The following is a 22,662-nucleotide window of genomic DNA, read 5'->3' on the forward strand; positions in this document are numbered from 1 at the left end:
TTGTGTTCCAGGGGAGTCACCGTGTCCTTGCATCGCCGTGCCGTTCTTCCGTTGCTGCTTGCCGCCGCCACTGTACTGTCCTGCCCGCAGCCGGCGCAGGCACAGAGTGCCTATTTCTTCCCGCAGGCCACGGATGCGGCAGCCTTCGATGCAGCGGTGCCGACGCCGGAGCAGTTCCTCGGCTACCCGATCGGTAGCCGCTACACTCGGCACGACCAACTGGTGGCGTACTTCCAGGAGCTGGCGAAGCGTTCCGACAAAATCAGCGTGCGCGAGATCGGTCGCAGCTATGAGGGCCGCCCGCTGCTGATCGCCACCGTCACTGCTGCAGGCAATCATGCGCGGCTGGAGCAGATCCGCCAGCAGCACGCGACCCTGGCCGATCCGGCGCAACCGCGCAGCGCGGCCGGTGACAGCCCGGTGGTGGTGTGGCTGGGCTACAGCGTGCATGGCAACGAGACCTCCAGTGCCGAGGCGGCGATGCTGACCGCTTACTACCTGGTGGCCAACCGCAGTGCCGAAACCCAGCAGTGGCTGCAGCACGCGGTGGTGCTGTTCGACCCGGCACAGAATCCGGACGGCCGCGACCGTGCCGCCAACTGGCACAATGCCTGGGCCTCCGATCCGGCGTCGGCCGACCCCGCCGACAAGGAACATGTCGAGCCGTTCCCGCAGGGTCGCACCAACCACTATTTCACCGATCTCAACCGCGACTGGCTTGCCCTGACCCAGCAGGACTCACGGCCGAAGGTAGAGGTGTTCCACCAGTGGTACCCGAACGTGCAGATCGATTTCCACGAAATGGGCAAGGACAGCACGTACTACTTCGAGCCTTCGCCGAAGAGCATGCACAGCCCGTTGATTCCGGCGCCGTCGTACGAGTTCAACAAGACCCTGGCCAGGTACCACGCGCAGGCGCTGGATGCCTTGGGTTCGCTGTACTACACCGGCGAGAATTTCGACAACTTCTCGCCGGTGTATGGCTCGACCTATCCGGACTTCCACGGCGCGGTCGGCGTCACCGTCGAGCAGGCCAGTTCGCGTGGCCGCGTGCAGGAATCGGTGAACGGCCTGCTGACCTTCCCGTTCACCATCCGCAACCAGGTCGCCACCGGGCTGGGCACGGTGCGTGGTGCGGTAGCTGAGCGCAGCGGCCTGTTCGACCTGCAGAAGCATTTCTTCCAGAGCGCGTTGAAGCAGGCCGCACAGCAGCCGGTGAAGAGCTTCGTGTTCGGCGACGCGCACGATCCGGCACTGACCCGTCGCCTGCTGGAACTGTTGCTGCTGCATCGCATCGAGGTGCGCGCGCTGGAGCATGCAGTCACTGTCGATGGCCAGCGCTTCGATGCCGGCAGCGCCTACGTGGTGCCGGTGCAGCAGGCGCAGTTCCGCCTGGTGCATTCGATCTTTGCCGAGACGCCGCCAATCAAGGGGGATGTGTTCTACGGCAGCACCAGCTATGCGATCGCACCGGCCTACGGCGTGGCGTTCGCCGGCAGCCGTAGCCGTATCGAGGGTGGCGCACGCGTGACCGCGCTGCCGGCGGAGCAGGGTGCGGTGCTGGGTGGCCAGGCCGGATTCGCGTACGCGATCGACTGGCGCGACTACAACGCCGGGCGCGCGCTGGCTGTGCTGCAGGGCAAGGGCGTGAGCGCACGTGCCGCGTTCCAGCCGTTCACCACCGCGACCGTGCAGGGCGAGGTCAGCTTCGCTGCCGGCAGCCTGGTGATTCCGGTTGCCGGGCAAGCGCTGCAGGGTGCGGCGCTGCTTGAGGCAGTGACATCGGCCGCGCGCGAGGCAGGTGTGCAGGTGCACGCGCTGTCCAGTGGCCGCAGCCGCGAAGGCATCGATCTGGGCAGTGACGGCGTCAAGGCGCTGCGCAAACCCGCGGTTGCGCTGGTGATGGGGGAGGGCGTGGCCGCCACCGAGATCGGCTCGGCCTGGTTCCTGCTCGACCAGCAGTTGCACTTGCCCGCCAGCAAGCTGGACCCGCAGCAGCTGGGCAAAGTGCCGCTGGACCGCTACACCACGATCGTGCTGTCCGGGGGGACCTACACCGGCGTCGATACCACGGCGGTGGCTGCACTGAAGCGCTGGGTGCAGGCCGGTGGTTCACTGGTGACCTACGGCAGTGCTTCGAAGTGGGCGATCGAACAGAAGCTCGCCGACGGCGAGAAGCTCGGCAAGGACGAAGAGACTGCCGACGAGAGCCGCCGCGCATTCGGCGACCAGCGCGACATCGCCGCGATCGAGCGGGTCAGCGGCAACATCCTCAGCGCCGATGTGGACATCAGTCATCCGCTGGCGTTCGGCGTGCCGCGCCGGCAACTGGCGGTCAACAAGGAAAACACAGTTGCCCTGCAGCCGAGTGCGAACCCATTCTCGACGGTGGTACGCATCGACACGCCGCCGCGGGTGAATGGCTATCTTTCCGAGCGCAACCGTGCGCGGGTGGCGGGCAGCGCGTGGCTGCTGGTGTCGGCGCAGGGGCAGGGCAACGTGGTGCTGTTCGCCGACGATCCGGCGCACCGGAAGTACTGGCACGGGACGGACCGGTTGCTGATCAACGCGATCTTCTTCGGGAATCTGGTGAATCCGAGCAAGGCGCGGGGTTGAGGCGTTTGGCGCCTTGACTGATGCGTGTGGGGGCGGCCGGGCGGGCTGCGCAGGACACGCCGTAAACCCGTCCTTGGGGGCTCGATGGCGCCATCCATGGCGCCAACGGTCCTGCGCAGCCCGCCCGGCCGCCCCTCGACGGTTTCCTGCGGGCGCGGACGCATCGAACCCCAAGGCGGGAGCAAGGGCAAAAGCAAAAGCAAAGCCAGGAATTGCGACTTCGGCTTTTGCCTTTGAATTTGAACTTGAATTTGAATTTGAATTTGAATTTGATCTTTCTTCTCCCGGCTACCCGGCGGGAGAAGAAGGCGCAGGCAATGCTTGATGCGGATGGGCATGGGGGCAGCGCAGAACCGTTGGCGCCATGGATGGCGCCATCGAGCTTACATGGACGTATTTACAGCGTGTTCTGCGCTGCCCCCATGCCCATCCGCCCTCGGTACCGCCACCGCGTGCTTCATCACCCGGTAGCCAGCAACAAAAAAGGACGGCGCGTCAGCGCCGTCCCTCGATAGCCTCCCGCGCAACGGGAAGCACAACAGCTGTCAGCTGTGATCAGCCGGCGCGACCGCCGCCATTGCCTCCCTGGCCGCGGCCACGACCGCCACCATTACCGCCACCGCCACGACGCTGGCCCTGACCGGCGCCTGCACCCGCACGCTGCTGGCCGTTGCCACCGCCCTCGCGACGGCCACCGCCGGCCTTCTTCGGGCCGGCATGCGCATGGCGCGGCGCATCACCGTGCGGACGGCGTGCGTGGCTCTTGCGCGGTGCGCGCTCGCCGGTATCGTGCTCGGCCTTGCCCGGCGCACTGTTGCCCCAGCGGATCGGCGTCTGCAGCTCGAAGCCCGGCACGTCGCGGATGTCCATGTCGCGGCCCAGCAGGCGCACGATCGCGCGCAGCAGCTTCACTTCATCCTGCGCCACCAGGGAGATCGCCTGGCCGGTGGCGCCGTTGCGGCCGGTACGGCCGATGCGGTGCACGTAGTCCTCGGCCACCATCGGCAGGTCGAAGTTGATCACCTTCGGCAGCTCGTTGATGTCGATGCCGCGCGCAGCGATGTCGGTGGCCACCAGCACGGTCACGCGGCCGGCCTTGAAGTCGCCCAGCGCACGCAGGCGCTGGCCCTGGCTCTTGTTGCCATGGATCGCCGCGGTCTTGATGCCCGACTTTTCCAGGAACGTGGCCAGCTTGTCGCTGCCGTGCTTGGTACGGGCGAACACCAGGGTCTGCTCGCGGCTGTCCTGCGCCAGCAGGTGCAGCAGCAGGTCGCGCTTGCGGCCGGCATCGACCGGATGCACGCGATGGGTGATGGTTTCGGCCACGGTGTTCTTCGGCGTCACCTGGATCTGTTCCGGGTTGCGCATGAACTCCAGCGCCAGCTGGCGGATGTTGTCCTCGAAGGTGGCCGAGAACAGCAGGGTCTGGCGGTTCTGCTTCGGCAGCTTGGCCAGGATGCGCTTGATCGACGGCAGGAAGCCCATGTCGAGCATGCGGTCGGCTTCATCCAGCACCAGCAGTTCAATGCCGGACAGGTCGACACTGCGACGCTCCAGGTGGTCGATCAGGCGGCCCGGGCAGGCCACCAGCAGGTCCACGCCACGGCGCAGGATGTCCAGCTGGTTGCCCATGCCGACGCCGCCGTAGATGCAGGCGCTGGGAATGCGCAGGTACTTGCTGTAGCCGCGCAGGCTGTCATGCACCTGGGTGGCCAGTTCGCGGGTCGGGGCCAGGATCAGCGCACGCGGCTTGCGCGGGCCGGCACGCACTTCCTGCGAGGCGGTGCCCAGGTGCTGCAGCAGCGGCAGGCCGAACGCGGCGGTCTTGCCGGTACCGGTCTGTGCGCCGGCCAGCAGGTCGCGACCGGCCAGCGCCAGCGGGATCGCCTGCTGCTGGATCGGGGTCGGGTTTTCGTAGCCCTGCTCGGCAAGCGCACGCAGCAGGAAGGGCGCCAGGCCCAGCGATTCAAAAGACATTGAGATTGCTCCAGGTACAAGAAACGCCTGTCCGAGCGGACAGACGGGGGCAGATCAAAGTGATCGGCTGACTCGGAGCGTTCCCGTGAACCGCGCTGCGAGAAGTTGGGTGCAGCCGGCACGAAGCGCAGGCTGGAATGCGTGACGAACGGCGTCGGAGTGGGGGCGGGCGAAGAGGGCGGACCCTGGTCGCCGGCGATCCCGAAGGGAAACGGACGGCCGCTGCAGACCTGCCTAGTCTAACCGATGGCTGAGACCTCGCGCAAAAAGCCCCGTTCAGGTAAGGGGTTCTCTCTGCAGGGCTGCGCCCTGCACCCGCAGAGGCGGGAGCAACGTCAAAGGTCGGGTTCCTGTGGGCAGGCGGGGTCGGTCCGGTGGCAGGGGACGCTGCAAGTACCCCTCAGGGGCCCGGCCCACCCGCACTGCCCCACCATCCCTCGGAATGGACGCTGTTGCTGTTGAGGTTGCCGGCCAGCGGCCGGCACTACCGCAGGCGCAGGCCTGCAAGCCCTGCCGACCCCCACTACGGTAGGGTGGGCCGATGCCGCGCTGCAGCTTGGCGTCGCCGCAGATTTGATTACACTTGAAACTTGTTTGCCCACGACTCCGGACACCCACCCATGAAGCTTGGTTCTTTGAAGGAAGGCGGCCGCGACGGCACCCTGATCGTCGTCTCGCGTGACCTGCGCCACGGCGTGCGCGCCACCGGCATTGCCGCCACCCTGCAGCAGGCCCTGGAGGACTGGAGCCACATCGCACCGCGCCTGAACGCCCTGTACGAATCGCTCAACGCTGGCGACGCCGATGGCGTATTCGACCTCGATCCGCAGGCGCTGGCCGCACCGATGCCGCGTGCCTATGAATTCGTCGACGGCAGCGCCTACCTGCCGCACGTCGAGCGCGTGCGCCGCGCCCGTGGCGCCGAGGTGCCGGAGAGCTTCTACACCGACCCGCTGATGTACCAGGCCACCAGTGCGGGGTTCTACGGCCCGCGCGATGCGGTCAAGGTGGTCAGCGAGGACTACGGCATCGACCTGGAAGCGGAGATCGTGGTGATCACCGACGACGTGCCGATGGCGGCCACCCCGGAACAGGCCGCCGGCCACATCCAGCTGGTCGGCCTGGTCAACGATGTCTCGCTGCGCAACCTGATCCCGGGCGAGCTGGCCAAGGGCTTCGGCTTCCTGCAGTCCAAGCCGCGTTCGGCGCTGTCGCCGGTGTTCGTCACCCCCGATGAGCTGGGTGCTGCGTGGCAGGACAGCAAGGTGCACCTGCCGCTGCTGACGCACATCAACGGCCAGTGGTTCGGTGCGCCGGAGGCGGGCGTGGACATGCAGTTCAATTTCGCCCAGCTGGTTTCGCATGCGGCCAAGACCCGTCCACTGGGCGCCGGCACCATCGTTGGCTCGGGCACCATCGCCAATGAAGACACCAGCAAGGGTGCCTCGTGCTTCGCCGAGCAGCGCGTGGTCGAGACCCTGCGTGACGGCAAGCCGAGCACGCCGTTCATGTCCTTCGGCGACGTGGTCCGCATCGAGATGCTCGACGCTGCCGGCAACAGCATCTTCGGTGCGATCGAGCAGCGCATCGAACAGGCGGCCAAGCCCTGAGCATGGAGGCGGCGATGGAGATCCCGGTCGACGACGGCATCGTGCTGTACACCTACTGGCGATCCAGCGCCGCCTACCGCGTGCGCACCGGCCTGGAGCTGAAGGGCCTGGCCTGGGAGGCGCGGCCGGTGCATCTGGTGCGCGACGGTGGCGAGCAGCACCATGAGGCTTATCGCGCGCTCAATCCGCAGCAGCTGGTGCCGACCCTGCTGCATGATGGGCACACGCTGACCCAGTCGCTGGCGATCATCGAGTACCTGGAAGAGCGCTTCCCACAGGTGCCGCTGCTGCCGGCCGATGCTGCGGGCCGCGCACGGGTGCGGGCGCTGGCGCAGCTTGTGGCCTGCGATATCCATCCGATCAACAACCTGCGGGTGATGCAGTACCTGGAACGCGACCTGCAACTGCCTGCCGACGCCCGCACGCAGTGGACCCTGCACTGGATCGCCGAAGGCTTTGACGCGATGGAAGCGCTGTTGGCCAACAGCCGCGACACCGGCACCTTCTGCCACGGCGACCGTCCTGGCCTGGCCGACATCTGCCTGCTGCCGCAGCTGTACAACGCACACCGCTTCGGCCTGGACCTGACGCCGTACCCGACCCTGCGCCGCATCGAAGCGGCGTGCCAAGCGCTGGAGGCATTCGACCGCGCGCGCCCGGAACACCAGCCCGACGCCGCCTGAAAAAAAGGGGACGGAGGGGATTAAGTCGTATATGCACTTACGACTTAATCCCCTCCGTCCCCTTTCTGTTGCAATCGGGCCAGGTCATCGCGGAACAACCGGTAGGCCTCCTCGCGGCGGGCATCGCCGGTCTGTCGCAGCACCCATGCCGGGTGCACCGTGGCGTAGCCGCGCGTGCCGTCCTCGAGGGTGTGCCAGCGCCCGCGGTCACGCGAGAGGTCGAAATCATGGCCGAACACCGAGGCTGCCGCTGTCGCGCCGAGGCACACGATCACCTGGGGCCGCACGCGCGCGATCTCACCCATCAGCCAGGGCCGGCAGGCCTGGATGTGACGGCTCTCCGGCCGCTTGTGCAGCCGCACCTTGCCGCGCCGTTCATGGTGGAAGTGCTTCACCGCGTTGGTGAGGTACAGCGTGGCGCGATCGATCCCCAGTTCCGACAAGGCGCGGTCCAGCACCTGGCCGGCAGGTCCTGCAAATGGCTGCCCACGCAGATCTTCGGTGTCACCGGGTTGCTCTCCGACCAGCATCACCCCGGCCCCTGCCGGCCCCTGCCCGAATACGGTCTGCGTGGCCTGCTCCCACAACGGACACTGGCGGCAGGCGCTGGCCTGCCCGCGCAGATTGTCCAGGCTGCTGGCTTCGGCTGCCGATGCCGGAGGGTTCGCTCGCAGCGGAATCCTGCGTTGCGGTGCCTGCGCGGGACGGTCATGCATTTCCTGCACGCGGTCGGCGGCGTCGCGTACCAGGCGAGGCAGCAATCGGGCTTCAGGCAGGTGGCGCCAGTACTTGGCCGGCATCTCCTGCATCATCATCCGCGTGTTGAGCCGGGCCGGATTGAAAATGCTGGCGTAGTAGGTCTGCCACAGCGACTCGCGTGCATCCTCGGCCGGGGCATCCTCGCGCCGTGCACCGGGGCCGAAGGCAAGCGCCTGCCCATCCCAGGCGACGCTGCGCGAAGGCGTGAGGATGGCCCAGCGCATGCCGGTGAAACGGCGCGCGAAGAACGGCGCGACCCGGTCGACGATGTGGTGCTGTGGCTCGAACCAGGCGATGAACGCATCAGGCTGGCCAGGCACTTCGCGGAAGCGCACGAACGCCTTCATCTTGTGCGTGTCGCGGCGGACCGCCTGTGCCATGGTCATCGCCCGCAGTACGTCGGCATCGGCAGGGTTTGACAGCACCGAGCGTTCGCCATGGGCGATGCGCCACAGCAACCGGTACAGGAGGGCCATGCGTTGTCCGTCGCGATGGCACAGGCAGGTGGCCGCCAGTTCCAGGAAGTCGCGCGGTACCGTCAGTGCGCCAGCATCGGCCTGTGCGGGCGCCGAGGTGACCGCTGGCGCGTCCAGCAGCGATGCGTCGCTGCCCTCGAGCCAGTCCAGCTGCTCCGGCGCGACGCCGCGCAGCAGGGCTTCGCGCGCACCGCTGCGCCAAGCCTCCAGCGACCATGGCGGATCCACCCGCAGCGACCAGCGCTGCGCGTCAGGCCGCGGACGGGGCATCGAACAGCGAACCCTGTCGCGGCGGCGGGGCCAGCTGCGCGCGCAGCGCCGCCGGGTCGTCCAGTGCTTTGCGCGGGTGGTGGTCGGCCAGCAGCACGAACGGCAGCAGCTTGCTCATCGGTGCCTTCAGGCGTGCGAGGTCGGCCACGCGCAGCCGCCCGTGACGGCGCGCCATCAGCACGCGCTTGACGTTGCGCACGCCAAGGCCGGGCACGCGCAGCAGCATCTCCTTCGGTGCCCGGTTCAGATCGACCGGAAAGCGCTCGGGGTGGCGGATCGCCCAGGCCATCTTCGGGTCGATATCCAGGTCGAGCATGCCGTCCTGGGTGGTATCGGTAATTTCATCCACGCCGTACCCGTAGAAGCGCAGCAGCCAGTCAGCCTGGTAAAGGCGATGTTCGCGCTGCAGCGGTGGCGGCTGCAGTGGCAACTGCCGGCTGGCGTCCGGAATCGGGCTGAACGCGGAGTAGTAGACCCGGCGCATGCGGTAGTTGCCGTACAGGCTGTCGGCGCTGGCCAGGATCTGCCGGTCGTTTGCCCCGTCCGCGCCGACGATCATCTGGGTGCTCTGCCCGGCCGGTGCGAAACGGGGAGGGCGCGGGCGAGTGCTGCGGCTGGCCGTCGGTGCCACCGCTGCGGGGGCCCTGCGAGCTTCCTTGGCTTCCTCGATGCGCCAGCGCAGTTCGCCCATCGCGCCACGGATGGAATGAACCGTCTTCTCCGGCGCCAAGGCGCTCAGGCCGGCTTCGGTCGGCAGTTCCACGTTGATGGACAGGCGGTCGGCATAGCGCCCGGCACTGGCCAGCAGTTCCGGCGAGGCCTCGGGAATGGTCTTGAGGTGGATGTAGCCGGCGTAGCGGTGTTCTTCGCGCAGCTGCCGGGCCACTTCCACCATCTGTTCCATGGTGTAGTCCGCATTGCGGATGATGCCGCTGGACAGGAACAGGCCCTCGATGTAGTTGCGCTTGTAGAAGTCCAGGGTGAGCGTGACCACCTCATCCACGCTGAAACGTGCACGGGGCACGTTGCTGGAAACCCGGTTCACGCAATAGGCGCAGTCGTAGACGCAGAAGTTGGTCAGCAGGATCTTCAGCAACGAAACACAGCGGCCATCGGGCGTGTAGCTGTGGCAGATGCCCATGCCCTCGGTGCTGCCGATACCGCCACTGGCGCGCGAATCGCGCTTGCCCGAACCGCTGGAGGCGCAGGAGGCATCGTACTTGGCGGCATCAGCCAGAATGGCCAGCTTGCGGATGGTTTCCATTGAGGAAACCTACGGATGAGCGGTCTCATTGGATGAGACCGCCCCTGAACTCTTCAGAAAAAGGGGACGGAGCGATTCAAGTCGCCAGTGCACAAACGACTTGATCCCCTCCGTCCCCTTTTTCGTGGGATCAGAAGCCGTGGGTGATGCTGGGCGCGCCCGCCGAGAAATCGGCGTACGGGTCGTGCTCGCCGCTGCTGCCTTCGGACAGGCGGAACTTCAGGGCCAGGCCATCGCGCGAGTCGGCCGCGCGCAGCGCTTCCTCCTGCTCGATGGTGCCGGCCTTGGCCAGCCGGAACAGGCACTGGTCGAAGCTCTCCATGCCTTCTTCCAGCGAGGCTTCCATCGCGGCCTTGATTTCGTGCACCTGGCCGCGGCGCAGCAGGTCGCGGATCATCGGCGTGTTGATCAGCACCTCGGTGGCTGGCAGGCGACGGCCCTCCTTGTTCTTCACCAGGCGCTGGCTGATCACCGCACGCAGGTTCAGTGCCAGGTTCATCAGCACGTTCTTGTGCGCGCTTTCCGGGAAGAAGTTGAGGATGCGCTCGATGGTCTGGTCGGCGTTGTTGGAGTGCAGGGTGGCCAGGCACAGGTGGCCGGTCTCGGCGAAGGCGATTGCCGCCTCCATCGTTTCCGCATCCAGGATCTCGCCGATCAGGATCACGTCCGGTGCTTCACGCATCGCGTTCTTCAGCGCGTTGTGGAAGGCATGGGTGTCCAGGCCGACCTCGCGCTGGTTGACGATCGACATCTTGTGCTTGTGCAGGTACTCGATCGGATCCTCGATGGTGAGGATGTGACCGGTGGTGGTGCTGTTGCGGTGGTCGATCATCGACGCCAGCGAAGTCGACTTGCCGGAGCCGGTGGACCCCACCACCAGCACCAGCCCGCGCGGGGTCATGATGACGTCCTTCAGCACCTGCGGCAGATTCAGCTCCTCGATGCTCGGGATGCGGCTGCGGATGGCGCGGATGACCATGCCGACCTCGCCCCGCTGCTTGAACACGTTGACGCGGAAGCGCCCGGCATCGGGCAGGGCGATGGCCATGTTGAGCTCCAGCTCGCGCTCGAACTGCGGCACCTGGCCCTCGTCCATCAGCGAGTAGGCAATCTTCTTGACCATGCCCGGCGGCAGGCCCGTGTTGCCCAGCGGATAGAGCTTCCCTTCGATCTTGATGTAGACCGGTGCCCCGGTGGTCAGAAACATGTCCGAAGCGTTCTTTTCGGTCATCAGCTTCAGGAAGTAGCCGATATCCATTGCGAATTTTCCCCAACGAAACGGCCGACGCCCGTTGCCAGCACGGTGTCGGCTTGACGACAATGGCCGTGAACCGACAACCGGTACGGCCTCCCCAATGAAACGACTTAGCTTCGCACGAATGCGCCATGGCCTGTATGTGATGGCGTTTGCATTCGCACTGTCTGCCCCCGCCTGGGCGCAGGACGCTGCCCTGGAACTGGCGCAGGCCCGGCAGGCGGTCGACAAGGCCACCCAGGCCGATGCCGACCAGTACGCCCCGGACCTGATCGGGCTGGCCCGGCAGGGGCTGGAGCAGGCCCAGCGCGCCGCCGGCGACCGCCGTGAGCGCAAGAACGCCCCGGCGATGGCCCTGCGCGCTGCCGCCGATGCCGACCTGGCCCGCGCCCGCAGTGAGGAAGCCACCGTCACCGCGCAGCTGCAGTTGCGCCGCAACGAGGTCAACCAGCTGCAGCGCCAGCTGTCGACCGGGGAGGACCGCCGGTGAAGCCGATGACCGCCGCAACCTTGGCCGCGCTGCTGGCGCTGCCGACCCTGGCCGTGGCCGCCGACAACCCGATGGTGGCGCAGCTGAGCCAGCGCCTGATGGCCATCCAGGCCAACCCCGATACCGCTGAGCTGGGCGCCTTCGAGCGCATGCAGGCGCAGCAGGCCATCGCGACCCTGGACAAGGCCAAGCGCCGTGACCAGGAGCTGGCCACCTACCTGGCCGAGCGCCGGGTGGAGATTGCCGAGACCGCAGTGCGCACTGCGCTGGCCGCGCGCGAGGTCGACCGCCTGGAGCGTACCCGCAGCGACCTGCTGATCGAGGCCAGCCGCCGCGATGCCGCCCGTGCCCGCCAGGAAGCCGAGCAGCTGCGCATGCAGGCGCAGATGCAGGCCGAGGAGGCCGAACGCCTGCGCCAGGCGGCCGAGGCCGAGACCCTGGCCCGCCAGGACGCCGAGAATGCCCTGACCAGCGTGGCCGGCAAGCAGCAGCAGCGGCTGAGCGCTGCCCAGCAGAACGCTGCCAGGCTGGCCCGCGAGGAAGCCGAGCTGGTGTCCGGGCAGAAGCTGCCCGGTTCGAAGTTCGACGCTCGCGGTGAGGTCTTCACCTTCGGGGGTGACGCGTTCGCCGCAGGCGCCTCCAGCCTGTCCGGCGGCGCGCGCAACCAGGCCAAGGCCCTGGCCGAGTACCTGAACATCGGCAAGAAGGGGCGCCTGCGCATCGAGGCCTACGACAGTGCCAACGGCGTGGGCCAGAAGCGTGCCGAAGCGCTGCGCGACGCCCTGGTCGCAGGTGGTGTCGCCAGCAACCGGATCCAGGTCAGCGGCAAGAAGGCTGCGTCCACCCGGGCGCGCTCTGCCGAGGTCATCATCGCCCCGTAATTGCTTGATATTGTTTGTTTTTCGTTGTGATGAGCATTCAGCCTGAACCCCGCCCCGGCGGGGTTCGGTCTTTTTGTCGCAGGGGTCTTGTACCCCGCCCTGAGCAGGCGTAGGGTCAATCGTCCGGGACGCAATGCCGCGGACCGGACGATGGGAGGGCCGGGCCGATGCAAGCAGGGCGCGAACCGCAGCAGATCGACGTGCGCAGGCCAGTGCCGCAGGTCGTTGCAGGCGTCCAGGTGGCCATCGACCGGCACTCCTCCATGAACAACGCCCCGTGCCTTGCGGCCGGGGCGTTCGTGTATCTGTCGAAGGAGGTCCATCATGTTTGAAGATCAGCCCCAGAGCGAGATCGACGCCCGTCGCGCGCGTGATCCGGAGTTCAGGGCACTCCATGACCAGCACCGCAAGTTGAACAAGAAGTGCATGGACGCGGAGTTGGGTGTACTCCCGATCGATGATGTCACCCTGGGTCGCATGAAGCGTGAGAAGCTGCTGGCCAAGCAACGTCTTCTGCGAATGTACGAAACACCGCTCCCAACGACGTCCCCCACGCTTTGACGCACTCCGTCGCGCCCGGAACGGCGTGACCCGGCCATCGATGGCCCCGCCGGGCGCTTCTGCCCCGGCATCGCGGCACCGCCGATGAGGCGGCCGCGCCAAGGCACCACAAGCGGTGGTGCCTTGGCCTGCAGGCACCACTCACCGATGCGGGCGGTACCGGTCTCCTCGTCGATCCGGGCCCGCCCGCATCCCTTTACGGGGCCGGCGGGCGGCATCTCCGCGCCGACCTGACATTCAGCGCCATCCGTCGGATAATCATCGGTCCGGCCCTGCGTGGCGCGAATCGAAAGTCCTCCGAATGCCCATCCATTCCTCCGTCCTCGAACTCATCGGCCAGACCCCGATCGTCAAGGCCCAGCGCCTGGACACTGGTGTCTGCGAGCTTTACCTGAAGCTCGAGAGCGCCAACCCGGGCGGTTCGATCAAGGATCGCATCGGCCTGTCGATGATCGAGGCGGCGGAGCAGCGGGGTGACCTGAAGCCGGGCGCGACCCTGGTTGAAGGTACCGCCGGCAACACCGGCCTGGGCCTGGCGCTGGTGGCACAGCAGAAGGGCTACAAGCTGATCCTCGTCGTTCCCGACAAGATGAGCCGCGAGAAAATCTTCAACCTGAAGGCGATGGGCGCTGAAGTGCGCCTGACCCGTTCAGACGTCGCCAAGGGCCATCCGGAGTACTACCAGGACCTGGCCAAGACCATCGCCGAGCAGACCCCGGGCGCCTACTTCATCAACCAGTTCGGCAACCCGGACAACCCGGCCGCGCATGAGTTCGGCACCGGCCCGGAGATCCTCGAGCAGATGGGCGGTGACCTCGACGCCATCGTGTTCGGCTGCGGCAGCTCCGGCACCATGACCGGCCTGTCGCGCGCGTTCGCCAAGCTGTCGCCGAAGACCGAGCTGGTGCTGGCCGATCCGGTCGGCTCGATCCTGGCCGAATACATCAACGACGGCGTGCTCAACGACAAGTCGGGCAGCTGGCTGGTGGAAGGCATCGGCGAGGACTTCCTGCCCTCGATCTCCGACTTCAGCCGCGTCAAGAAGGCTTATGCGATCAGCGATGCCGAGAGCTTCCACACCGCGCGCGAGCTGCTGGGCAAGGAAGGCATCCTCGGCGGTTCGTCCACCGGCACCCTGCTGGCCGCGGCACTGAAGTACTGCAAGGAGCAGACCACGCCGAAGAAGGTGCTGGTGCTGGTTTGCGATACCGGCAACAAGTACCTGTCGAAGATGTACAACGACTACTGGATGCTGGACAACGGCTTCCTGGAGCGCCCGCAGCACGGTGACCTGCGCGACCTGATCCTGCGTCCGTACGGCCAGCGCGACACGGTGGTGATCGGCCCGAACGACCTGTTGACCACCGCCTACCAGCGCATGAAGCTGTATGACGTGTCGCAGCTGCCGGTGATGAACGGTGAGCAGCTGGTCGGCATCGTCGATGAAAGCGACGTGCTGCTGCATGTCTATGGTGACGAAGCGCGCTTCCGCGACACCGTGGCCACCGCGATGGTCAGCAAGCTGGACCGGCTGGACGTGAAGTCGCCGATCGAGGCCCTGCTGCCGGTGTTCGACCGCGGGCAGGTGGCGATCGTGATGGACGGTGACGCCTTCCTCGGCCTGATCACCCGCATCGACCTGCTGAACTATCTGCGTCGGCGCGTTCAGTAAGGCGTTTATCGCCGCAGATCGCTGCTGAATCCCGGTTTATCCGCGTCAAAGCTCGTTAAGGCCGCGCTGATAGACTCCCGCTCCTTCGACGGCGCCGCACGTCGGCGCCATTCAGGAAACGACATGTCCAACTCCTCTTCGCCCGACCGCGCACTGGCCCTGGCCACGCTGGCCATCCACGGCGGCCAGTCGCCCGACCCCAGCACCGGCGCGGTGATGCCGCCGATCTACGCCACCTCGACCTATGCGCAGTCCAGCCCGGGCGAGCATCAGGGCTTCGAGTACTCGCGTACCCACAACCCGACGCGCTTTGCCTATGAGCGCTGCGTGGCCTCGCTGGAAGGCGGTACCCGCGGCTTCGCCTTCGCCTCGGGCATGGCGGCCAGCTCGACCGTGATCGAGCTGCTGGACGCCGGCAGCCATGTGGTGGCGATGGATGACATCTACGGCGGCAGCTTCCGCCTGTTCGAGCGCGTGCGCCGCCGTACCGCCGGGCTGGACTTCAGCTTCGTCGACCTGACCGATCTGGCGGCCTTTGAAGCCTCGATCACGCCGAAGACGAAGATGGTCTGGATTGAAACCCCGACCAACCCGATGCTGAAGATCGTGGACATCGCCGCGGTGGCTGCCATCGCCAAGCGCCATGGCCTGATTGTGGTGGTGGACAACACCTTCGCCTCGCCGATGCTGCAGCGGCCGCTGCTGCTGGGCGCCGACCTGGTGCTGCATTCGGCCACCAAGTACCTCAATGGCCATTCGGACATGGTCGGCGGCATGGTGGTGGTCGGTGACGACGCGCCGCTGGCCGAGCAGATGGCGTTCCTGCAGAACTCCATCGGCGGTGTGCAGGGCCCGTTCGACAGCTTCCTGGCCCTGCGCGGCCTGAAGACCCTGCCGCTGCGCATGAAGGCGCATTGCGCCAATGCGATGGCGCTGGCCAAGTGGCTGGAAACGCATCCGGAGGTGGAAAAGGTGATCTACCCGGGCCTGCCCTCGCATCCACAGCATGATCTTGCCCGCAAGCAGATGACCGGCTTCGGTGGCATTGTCTCGATCGTGCTGAAGGGCGGCTTCGAGGCGGCCAAGCGCTTCTGCGAAAATACCGAGCTGTTCACCCTGGCCGAATCGCTGGGTGGCGTGGAAAGCCTGGTGAACCACCCGGCGGTGATGACCCATGCCTCGATTCCGGTGGTACGCCGCGAGCAGCTGGGGATCAGCGATGCGCTGGTGCGGCTGAGCGTGGGCGTGGAAGAGCTGGGGGATCTGCAGGTGGATCTGGAAAGGGCGCTCGCGTGAGCAGTCGCTTGGACAAGAAAGCTTCCGGGCTGACGCCCTATGCAACGGCCCGGCGGCGGCCATTGGCGGGCTTCCTGCGTTCGCCCTTGGAGCACCGTCAACTCATCTTCCGTCTGATCCAGCGTGAGATCGTGGGTCGCTATCGCGGTTCCTTTGCCGGCCTGGCCTGGTCGTTCATCACGCCATTGATCATGCTGGTCCTTTACACGTTCGTGTTCTCCATCGTGTTCAAGGCAAAGTGGAAGGACTTCGATACCAGCGGTGGCTTTGCCTTGATCCTCTTTTCCGGACTGATCGTGCACGGCGTGGTTGCCGAATGCATCAATCGTTCCCCGGCATTGATCACGAGCAATGCCAACTACGTAAAGAAGGTAGTGTTTCCGCTGGAAGTTTACGCGTGGGTGACGCTCGGCTCCGCGATGTTCCATGCTTTCGTTAGCTGGATCGTGCTGACTATCGCCCAGCTGTGCATGGGCGTTGCGCTGCCCTGGACCGTGATCCTGTTCCCCGTGGTCATGCTGCCGTTGTTGCTCGGTTGTCTTGGTGTTTCCTGGTTCCTGGCCGCGATCGGTGTGTACTTCCGGGACGTGGCACAGATCACCGGGACGCTCGCGACGCTGCTGCTGTTCCTTTCTCCAGTGTTCTACGCGCTTGATTCGATTCCTGAACGTTATCGCCCCCTGATCCAAGCCAATCCCCTCACGGGTGTCTTGGAGGCGGCACGCAAGGTGTTGATGTTCGGTGACATCCCGTCTCCTGCGTACTTCGGGATCGGCCTGCTCGTCGGCGTGCTCACGGCCATGGCCGGTTACGCTTTCTTCCAGAAATCTAGAGATGGATTTGCCGATGTCATCTGATCCGGTCGTTCTCAAGATCGACGGCGTTTCCAAGCACTATCAGGTCTACGGCTCACCCCAGGACCGGCTTAAGGACGCCCTTTTTTCGCGCGCTGCGCGTGTCGTGGGAAGCCGAGGCAAATCCTATGGCCGCCAGTTCAGCGCGCTGAAGGATGTTTCGTTCGAGATTCGCAAGGGTGAAACGGTCGGTATCATCGGACGCAATGGGTCGGGAAAGTCCACGCTGCTGCAGCTGTTGAGCGGTACGCTGGCGCCATCGGAAGGCCAGATCCTGGTCGACGGAAGGGTTGCGGCACTGCTGGAGCTCGGGGCGGGATTCAATCCTGATTTTACCGGCCGCGAGAACGTGTTCTTCAACGGCGCCCTGCTGGGACTTTCGGACGAGCAGCTGCGCAGCAAGTACGACTCCATTGTCGAATTCGCCGATATCGGCGAGTTCATCGACCAGCCTGTGAAGACATACTCCAGCGGCATGTTCGTGCGGCTGGCCTTCGCCGTGATCGCGCACGTCGAAGCCGACATTCTGGTCATCGACGAGGCACTGAGCGTCGGCGACGCGTTTTTCGTGCAGAAGTGCATGCGATTCCTCCGTTCCTTCATGCAGAACGGCACGGTGGTCTTCGTATCCCATGACACCGCCGCCGTCATCAACCTCTGCGACCGAGTGGTCTGGTTGTCGCACGGGCAGATCGTTGCAGATGGCGCCCCCAAGGAAGTCACCGCCAAGTATTTGGAAGATCTCTACGCGGTGGAGATGGCTGCTGCTGGCCCTGCTCCGGTGGCCGTTGACGCTCCCGGAAGTGAAGTCCAACCGGCGGCTGCTGGTGCGACCGCCATCGAACCGGACCACGCAGGCATGGCGCCCCGTGATTTCCGCCAGGATCTGATTAACGCCAGTGAGCATCGGCAAGAAATTCGGGTCTTCGAGTTCAATGCAGACAAGGGGTTCGGACAAGGCGGGGCGCAGGTCGAGTTCGCTGCCTTTGTTGACGTGGATGGCAATCCGCTGTCCTGGGTGGTGGGCGGAGAGCCGGTCAGGCTGCAGATCCGCTGTCGTGTGAACCAGGTGCTGAGCTCGCCCATCATCGGTTTCGAGGTGTACGACCGGCTGGGGCAGACCCTATTCGCGGACAACACGTATGTCGCCTCCATTGATCCCCCTCCCGGCGCTCAAGCGGGGCAGATACTGGTGGCTTCCTTTGATTTCCGGATGCCTGTTCTGCGCGAAGGCGACTACACCATGAGCGCGGCAATCGCCGACGGCAACCAGAATCACCATGTCCAACACCACTGGCTGCATGATGCGCTAGCCTTCCATGTGCATGCACGTGGCATCTGCCTTGGATTGTTCGGCGCACCAATGCAACGCGTGCGCCTTGTAGTCGAGCAGCAAGATTTGGTATCCGGGTGACCGGCTTCATCAGTATTCATGTATCGAGGTGACCCATGGCAAACCAGCTTGACGAGCAAGTAGAAGATCTCGCATTCACCGGTGAAAGATTCATGCCCGAAGTGGCCGGTCAGATTGCCTTTGAGCATTTGCATCGTTACCACTTTGCCGCCAGGTTCTGTGCGGACAAGCAGGTGGTGGATGTGGCCTGTGGTGAGGGGTATGGCAGCCAGATTCTGTCCGGCGTTGCGGCATCCGTGACCGGCATAGATATTTCGGCCGACGCCGTGGCCCATGCTGCCCGCCGCTATGGATCTGATAGTTTGCGGTTCGTTGAGGCGTCGGCTGCACTGCTGCCGTTGGAGGACGACTCCGTTGATGTGGTGGTGAGCTTCGAGACCATCGAGCATCATGATCAGCATGAGGAAATGCTCTCGGAGATTCGTCGCGTCCTGCGCCCAGGCGGTCTGCTCGTGTTGTCCAGTCCGAACAAGCAGTACTACTCCATCGAGCCGGGATACTCCAATCCATATCACGTGAAGGAGCTCTTCCGTGAGGAATTGCTTGCGTTGGCTGGTCGCTACTTCGGCGAGGTACAGGTGTACTCGCAGCGGGTGGTGCATGGCTCTCTGCTCGTAGCCGAAGGCAAGAGCGCATTCAGCTCGATTCTTGGCACGGGTCCGGACACCAGCGAAAGCGAAGCCGGCCTGAATCGACCCCTGTACGATCTAATCCTGGCCAGTGATGCTGGGCTTCCAGAAGCCCAGTCGAGCTTCTATGAAATGAAGGTTCACGGACTGGATGCAGCCACCTTCTACGGCGTGCACCTGCCCGAGCGGGTCAGTGACGGCGATCGGCAGGTGGCTGCATTGCAAGCCCGGATCGATAACTTTTCGAATGATGAACTCCTGCGCCAGCTTTCAATCCAGCACGTTGCCCTCCAGAACGTAGGGGAGCAGGTAAAGCAGCTCGAAGGCCTCCTTGCGTCGTCGCAGCAGACCCTGCTGACGCAGTTTGCCGGCGAGGGCGCGCTTCGCGACGAGCTGGCGCGTCTGGTGGCACAGCACAATCAAGACCGCGAGGAGGTCCGGCAGCTCCAGCTTGCTGTGACCGAACAGCGTCTTATTGGTGACCAGCGGGAACGAGAAGTCCAGTTGCTGAAGGAGTCGCGCAGTTGGAGGTACACTGGTTGGCTGCGCCGAATTACCGGTAGTGCACGGAGGCACCTGTAACACATGCATCAGAATTACAAGAGTGGCAAGCTGGGGGCGTTCGCAAGGCACATTTACATGGCCGTGCCGGGTTGGAATGCGCGTCTGGCATTGAAGGATTTCCTTTTCCGCAACTTCAGTTTCGTGTTCGCCAGAACAAATGCGTACCGTCGCTGGCGCGCACTGGGCCCTGGCCAGGGCATTGCAGCTGAATCCTTCGCAAAGGCGCCGCCGCCGGCTGCAGCCACCCTTGTTGCCGAAGGCGTGAAGCTGCCGGCTGTCGCGCAGATCTACGCGGGGGCCATTGATGCCGCTACTGGCGTGCGTGGTCGCGAGTATGTCGAGCTACCCAGTTCTCTGCAGGCCCCAACAAGCCTTCGTTTCAAATCCATCGCGTTCTATCTTCCGCAGTTCCATCCCTTTGCAGAGAATGACGCATGGTGGGGGCGCGGATTCACTGAGTGGACGAACGTCAGCAAGGCCGTCCCTCAATTCGCCGGGCATCGACAGCCGCACCTACCGGGTGAACTTGGTTTCTACGATTTGCGACTTGTTGACGTACTGAAACGTCAGGCTGAGCTAGCGAGGCTGTACGGCCTGCATGGTTTCTGTTTCCACCATTACTGGTTCTCTGGTCATCGACTGATGGAGCGGCCGGTGGACCAGCTGCTCGCGCATCCGGAAATTGACCTGCCGTTCTGCATCTGCTGGGCCAACGAGAATTGGACCCGGCGCTGGGATGGGCATGAAAACGATGTGCTGATTGGTCAGAACTACACGGCTGACAACGACATCGCGTTCATTCGTGATGCGATGCCGTACCTGTCTGATTCGCGGTATATCCGCATCGATGGTCGGCCGCTGCTCATCATCTACCGGCCATCGCTGCTTCCCGATGCCCGCAAGTCGCTGGATGTCTGGCGCGAGTATGCGCGTGAGCAGGGCCTCGGCGAGCTGTTCATCGCCATGGTCCAGTTCGACGTCGACGATCCGCGCACGTACGGCTTCGATGCAGCCCTGGAGTTCCCGCCGCACAAGGTGGCGCGTGGCCTGTCCAGCATCAACCACACGCTGGACATTGCCAACCCGCGTTATGAAGGTTACGTGGTCGACTACCGCGAGATGGCCGAACGTTCCAGGACCTGGCCGGAAGAAGACTATCCGCTGTTCAAGGGGGTTGCGCCCCGCTGGGACAATGAAGCGCGAAAGCCGGGCCGCGGCTACACGTTCGCCCATTCCTCGCCGAGCGAGTACCAGCGCTGGCTGGAATCGGCGGGCGAGTTCGCACTGGCCAAACCTGTGCGTGGCGAGAGCGTGGTCTTCATCAACGCGTGGAACGAGTGGGCCGAAGGCGCCCATCTGGAACCGGACCGTTACTACGGTTATGCCTTCCTGCAGGCGACGCGCAATGTCACCGCGGGCACGGCGAAGCCGCGTGTCGCGCTGATTTCGCATGACGCGCATCCGCATGGCGCGCAGTACCTTGCGCTCAACATGGCACGCAAGATGACGGCCGGCCTGGGGCTGGACGTGCATGTCGTGCTGCTCGAAGACGGCCGCCTGCACAGCCAGTTCGCCGAGTGCTCCACGGTCCACCTGCTGGGCGACCGGGATCCAGCGGTGCTGGCCAATGAACTACGCCAGCTGGGCGTGCGCTCGGTGCTTGCCAATACGGCGGTCAGCGGCCGCATCGTGCAGGCGTTGGGTGATGCAGGTCTAACCGTGGTGTCGATGATCCACGAGCTGCCGGGTGTCATCCAGAGCTACGGCCTGCAGCCTGCACTGGCGGACATTTCCCGTGTTGCCAAGCGCATCGTCGTCGCCTCGGACGCAGTACGCGAAGGTTTGCAGCCCTTCCTCGACCCGGCAGGGCAGGCCAAGGTAACCAAGCTGCCGCAGGGGCTGTTTGCAGCCAACCGCCATCGCGGGAAGCGCAATCGAGACACTGCGCGCGCAGCGCTGCGGCAGCGCTTGGGTCTCAAATCCACGGACAGGATCGTGTTGTCGGTGGGCTACGCCGATGCGCGCAAGGGTGTCGACCTGCTGGCCGAGGCGTTCACCAGTGCATTCGCCCAGCGACCCGATGTCCACGTCGTTTGGGTCGGTCACCGTGAAGAGGCGGCGTGTGAGGCCGCGGAAAAGGTGCTCCGCCGCCATGGCATGCTGGAGCGGTTCCACTTCTCCGGTCTCGACTTTGACACCGATGACTACTACGCAGGCGCTGACGTCTATGCGCTCGCGTCGCGGGAAGATCCTTTCCCGTCCGTCGTGCTGGAGGCCCTGTCTGTCGAGCTGCCGGTCGTCGCATTCGCAGGCACGGGGGGCGGTGCGGACCTCGTCGCCCAGCACCAGGCGGGCGTGGTCGTGCCGGCACTGGACGCTGTCGCCTATGGCGGCGCCTTGGCGCGTCTGCTTGATGAGGATGCGGTGCGAGCAGCGGCAGGCGAAGTCGGACGACGCCTTGTCAATGCCGACTTCTCCTTCCGCAGCTACCTGCTGGACCTGCTGGATCTGGCCGGGCATCGCATTCCGCGTGTCTCGGTGGTGGTGCCGAACTACAACTACGCCCACTACCTGGAAGAGCGCCTGGCATCGGTGTACGGGCAGGACTTCCCCCTGTATGAGGTCATCATCCTGGATGACGCCTCATCGGATGGGAGCCTGGCAGAACTCGAACGCCTCTGGCCAACATTCGATCCGGAGCCTCGCCTTGAGGCGTCGTCGGACAACAGCGGGTCGGTCTTCCGCCAGTGGATGAAGGGCGTGAGCCTGGCGCGCGGCGAGTACGTCTGGATCGCCGAGGCCGACGATCTTTCCAAGCCTGCATTCCTGCGCTCGCTGGTGGACCTGCTCGAGTCCAACCCCCGCTCGGTGATGGCGTTCTCGCAGTCGGAACAGATCGACGAGTTCGGCGAGGTGATGGCCGGCGACTATCTGGAATACACCAACGATCTCTCGCGTGATCGCTGGCGCAGCAGCTATTCGGCGATGGGTTCGGAAGAAGTCGAAGCCGGTCTGGCCGTCAAGAACACCCTGCCCAACGTCAGCGCCGTGCTGTTCCGTCGCGAGGCGCTGCTGAGCGTGATGCAGGAGCACATCGAAGAGATCACCCAGTATCGGATCGCCGGCGACTGGCTGGTCTACCTGCTGCTGCTGCGCGATGGCGGCCTCAGCTTCAATGCTGAATCGCTCAACCAGCACCGCCGCCATGGCAACAGCGTGACCATCGGCTCCAAGGCACAGGGTCACCTGGATGAAATCCGCAGCCTGCATGCCCATGCGCAACGGTTGTTCCCGCTGAGCGCGGCTACGCGAAGCGCGGCGGCGGCTTATGAGGACAAACTGCGCACCCACTTCGGGTTGCGCAACCTCCCGGCCGGAGCGGAATGATCGC

16 protein-coding genes are annotated in these 22,662 nt (G+C 65.0%); 12 read left to right on the forward strand and 4 right to left on the reverse strand.

The window, feature by feature from the left end:
* Positions 1–21 precede the first annotated feature (21 nt).
* Positions 22–2,616: a M14 family zinc carboxypeptidase gene (locus tag AC5P8U_RS15795; protein ID WP_072167758.1), complete on the forward strand. Its 2,595-nt coding sequence runs from the start codon at positions 22–24 to the stop codon at positions 2,614–2,616.
* Between the two features lie 555 nt (positions 2,617–3,171).
* Here AC5P8U_RS15795 and AC5P8U_RS15800 read toward each other — a convergent pair.
* A complete protein-coding gene (locus AC5P8U_RS15800; RefSeq protein ID WP_049414254.1) occupies positions 3,172–4,593 on the reverse strand; it encodes a DEAD/DEAH box helicase in 1,422 nt (473 codons plus the stop codon).
* 620 nt (positions 4,594–5,213) lie between these two features.
* On the opposite strand from AC5P8U_RS15800, the gene AC5P8U_RS15805 reads away from it, so the two are divergent.
* Together AC5P8U_RS15805 and maiA are read left to right on the forward strand one after the other, a co-directional pair.
* Positions 5,214–6,203, forward strand: a complete 990-nt coding sequence (locus tag AC5P8U_RS15805; protein WP_049440556.1) for a fumarylacetoacetate hydrolase family protein — start codon at positions 5,214–5,216, stop codon at positions 6,201–6,203.
* Between the two features lie 14 nt (positions 6,204–6,217).
* Complete coding sequence (maiA, locus tag AC5P8U_RS15810) at positions 6,218–6,886, forward strand: maleylacetoacetate isomerase (protein ID WP_283785473.1); 669 nt, start codon at positions 6,218–6,220, stop codon at positions 6,884–6,886.
* A 44-nt stretch (positions 6,887–6,930) separates the two neighbouring features.
* Here maiA and AC5P8U_RS15815 read toward each other — a convergent pair whose 3' ends face one another.
* The 3 genes from AC5P8U_RS15815 to AC5P8U_RS15825 form a co-directional block, all read right to left on the reverse strand.
* Positions 6,931–8,391, reverse strand: a complete 1,461-nt coding sequence (locus tag AC5P8U_RS15815; protein ID WP_353080371.1) for a UdgX family uracil-DNA binding protein — start codon at positions 8,389–8,391, stop codon at positions 6,931–6,933.
* Positions 8,372–9,655 carry a putative DNA modification/repair radical SAM protein gene (locus tag AC5P8U_RS15820; protein ID WP_283785471.1) on the reverse strand — a complete coding sequence of 428 codons (1,284 nt, stop codon included), beginning with the start codon at positions 9,653–9,655 and terminating at the stop codon, positions 8,372–8,374. Before AC5P8U_RS15820 ends, AC5P8U_RS15815 begins: the two co-directional genes overlap by 20 nt.
* Positions 9,656–9,785: 130 nt before the next feature.
* On the reverse strand, positions 9,786–10,913 hold the full coding sequence (locus AC5P8U_RS15825) for a PilT/PilU family type 4a pilus ATPase (protein ID WP_049416904.1): 1,128 nt from the start codon (positions 10,911–10,913) through the stop codon (positions 9,786–9,788).
* Between the two features lie 121 nt (positions 10,914–11,034).
* Between AC5P8U_RS15825 and AC5P8U_RS15830 the strand changes: the two genes are divergently transcribed.
* From AC5P8U_RS15830 to AC5P8U_RS15870, 9 genes are all read left to right on the forward strand, one after another.
* Positions 11,035–11,400, forward strand: coding sequence for a DUF4398 domain-containing protein (locus AC5P8U_RS15830; RefSeq protein ID WP_008264627.1), 366 nt, complete (start codon positions 11,035–11,037; stop codon positions 11,398–11,400).
* A complete protein-coding gene (locus AC5P8U_RS15835) occupies positions 11,397–12,281 on the forward strand; it encodes an OmpA family protein (RefSeq protein ID WP_154329989.1) in 885 nt (294 codons plus the stop codon). Before AC5P8U_RS15830 ends, AC5P8U_RS15835 begins: the two co-directional genes overlap by 4 nt.
* A gap of 324 nt (positions 12,282–12,605) precedes the next feature.
* Positions 12,606–12,842: an HP1242/YdcH family protein gene (locus AC5P8U_RS15840; RefSeq protein WP_005407964.1), complete on the forward strand. Its 237-nt coding sequence runs from the start codon at positions 12,606–12,608 to the stop codon at positions 12,840–12,842.
* A 301-nt stretch (positions 12,843–13,143) separates the two neighbouring features.
* Positions 13,144–14,514 carry a pyridoxal-phosphate dependent enzyme gene (locus tag AC5P8U_RS15845; RefSeq protein WP_495214213.1) on the forward strand — a complete coding sequence of 457 codons (1,371 nt, stop codon included), beginning with the start codon at positions 13,144–13,146 and terminating at the stop codon, positions 14,512–14,514.
* A gap of 123 nt (positions 14,515–14,637) precedes the next feature.
* A complete protein-coding gene (locus tag AC5P8U_RS15850; protein ID WP_495214214.1) occupies positions 14,638–15,810 on the forward strand; it encodes a cystathionine gamma-synthase in 1,173 nt (390 codons plus the stop codon).
* Positions 15,811–15,818: 8 nt separating this feature from the next.
* Positions 15,819–16,667 carry an ABC transporter permease gene (locus AC5P8U_RS15855; protein WP_495214215.1) on the forward strand — a complete coding sequence of 283 codons (849 nt, stop codon included), beginning with the start codon at positions 15,819–15,821 and terminating at the stop codon, positions 16,665–16,667.
* Positions 16,657–18,078 (forward strand): ABC transporter ATP-binding protein, encoded by a 1,422-nt coding sequence (locus AC5P8U_RS15860; RefSeq protein ID WP_495214216.1) that lies wholly within the window; start codon positions 16,657–16,659, stop codon positions 18,076–18,078. The genes AC5P8U_RS15855 and AC5P8U_RS15860 overlap by 11 nt, the downstream gene beginning before the upstream one ends.
* A 35-nt stretch (positions 18,079–18,113) precedes the next feature.
* Complete coding sequence (locus AC5P8U_RS15865; RefSeq protein ID WP_495214217.1) at positions 18,114–19,289, forward strand: class I SAM-dependent methyltransferase; 1,176 nt, start codon at positions 18,114–18,116, stop codon at positions 19,287–19,289.
* Positions 19,290–19,292: 3 nt separating this feature from the next.
* Positions 19,293–22,658, forward strand: coding sequence for a glycoside hydrolase family 99-like domain-containing protein (locus AC5P8U_RS15870; protein ID WP_495214218.1), 3,366 nt, complete (start codon positions 19,293–19,295; stop codon positions 22,656–22,658).
* The last annotated feature ends 4 nt before the right edge of the window (positions 22,659–22,662 follow it).

The organism is Stenotrophomonas sp. YJH_SMC_81, from assembly GCF_059370875.1.

Excerpts from the sequence above, each read along its gene's own strand:
- AC5P8U_RS15800 (WP_049414254.1), bottom strand. The coding sequence starts at position 4,593 with ATGTCTTTTGAATCGCTGGGCCTGGCGCCCTTCCTGCTGCGTGCGCTT.
- AC5P8U_RS15805 (WP_049440556.1), top strand. The coding sequence starts at position 5,214 with ATGAAGCTTGGTTCTTTGAAGGAAGGCGGCCGCGACGGCACCCTGATC.
- maiA (WP_283785473.1), top strand. The coding sequence starts at position 6,218 with ATGGAGATCCCGGTCGACGACGGCATCGTGCTGTACACCTACTGGCGA.
- AC5P8U_RS15815 (WP_353080371.1), bottom strand. The coding sequence starts at position 8,391 with ATGCCCCGTCCGCGGCCTGACGCGCAGCGCTGGTCGCTGCGGGTGGAT.
- AC5P8U_RS15820 (WP_283785471.1), bottom strand. The coding sequence starts at position 9,655 with ATGGAAACCATCCGCAAGCTGGCCATTCTGGCTGATGCCGCCAAGTAC.
- AC5P8U_RS15825 (WP_049416904.1), bottom strand. The coding sequence starts at position 10,913 with ATGGATATCGGCTACTTCCTGAAGCTGATGACCGAAAAGAACGCTTCG.
- AC5P8U_RS15830 (WP_008264627.1), top strand. The coding sequence starts at position 11,035 with ATGCGCCATGGCCTGTATGTGATGGCGTTTGCATTCGCACTGTCTGCC.
- AC5P8U_RS15840 (WP_005407964.1), top strand. The coding sequence starts at position 12,606 with ATGTTTGAAGATCAGCCCCAGAGCGAGATCGACGCCCGTCGCGCGCGT.
- AC5P8U_RS15845 (WP_495214213.1), top strand. The coding sequence starts at position 13,144 with ATGCCCATCCATTCCTCCGTCCTCGAACTCATCGGCCAGACCCCGATC.
- AC5P8U_RS15850 (WP_495214214.1), top strand. The coding sequence starts at position 14,638 with ATGTCCAACTCCTCTTCGCCCGACCGCGCACTGGCCCTGGCCACGCTG.
- AC5P8U_RS15860 (WP_495214216.1), top strand. The coding sequence starts at position 16,657 with ATGTCATCTGATCCGGTCGTTCTCAAGATCGACGGCGTTTCCAAGCAC.
- AC5P8U_RS15865 (WP_495214217.1), top strand. The coding sequence starts at position 18,114 with ATGGCAAACCAGCTTGACGAGCAAGTAGAAGATCTCGCATTCACCGGT.
- AC5P8U_RS15870 (WP_495214218.1), top strand. The coding sequence starts at position 19,293 with ATGCATCAGAATTACAAGAGTGGCAAGCTGGGGGCGTTCGCAAGGCAC.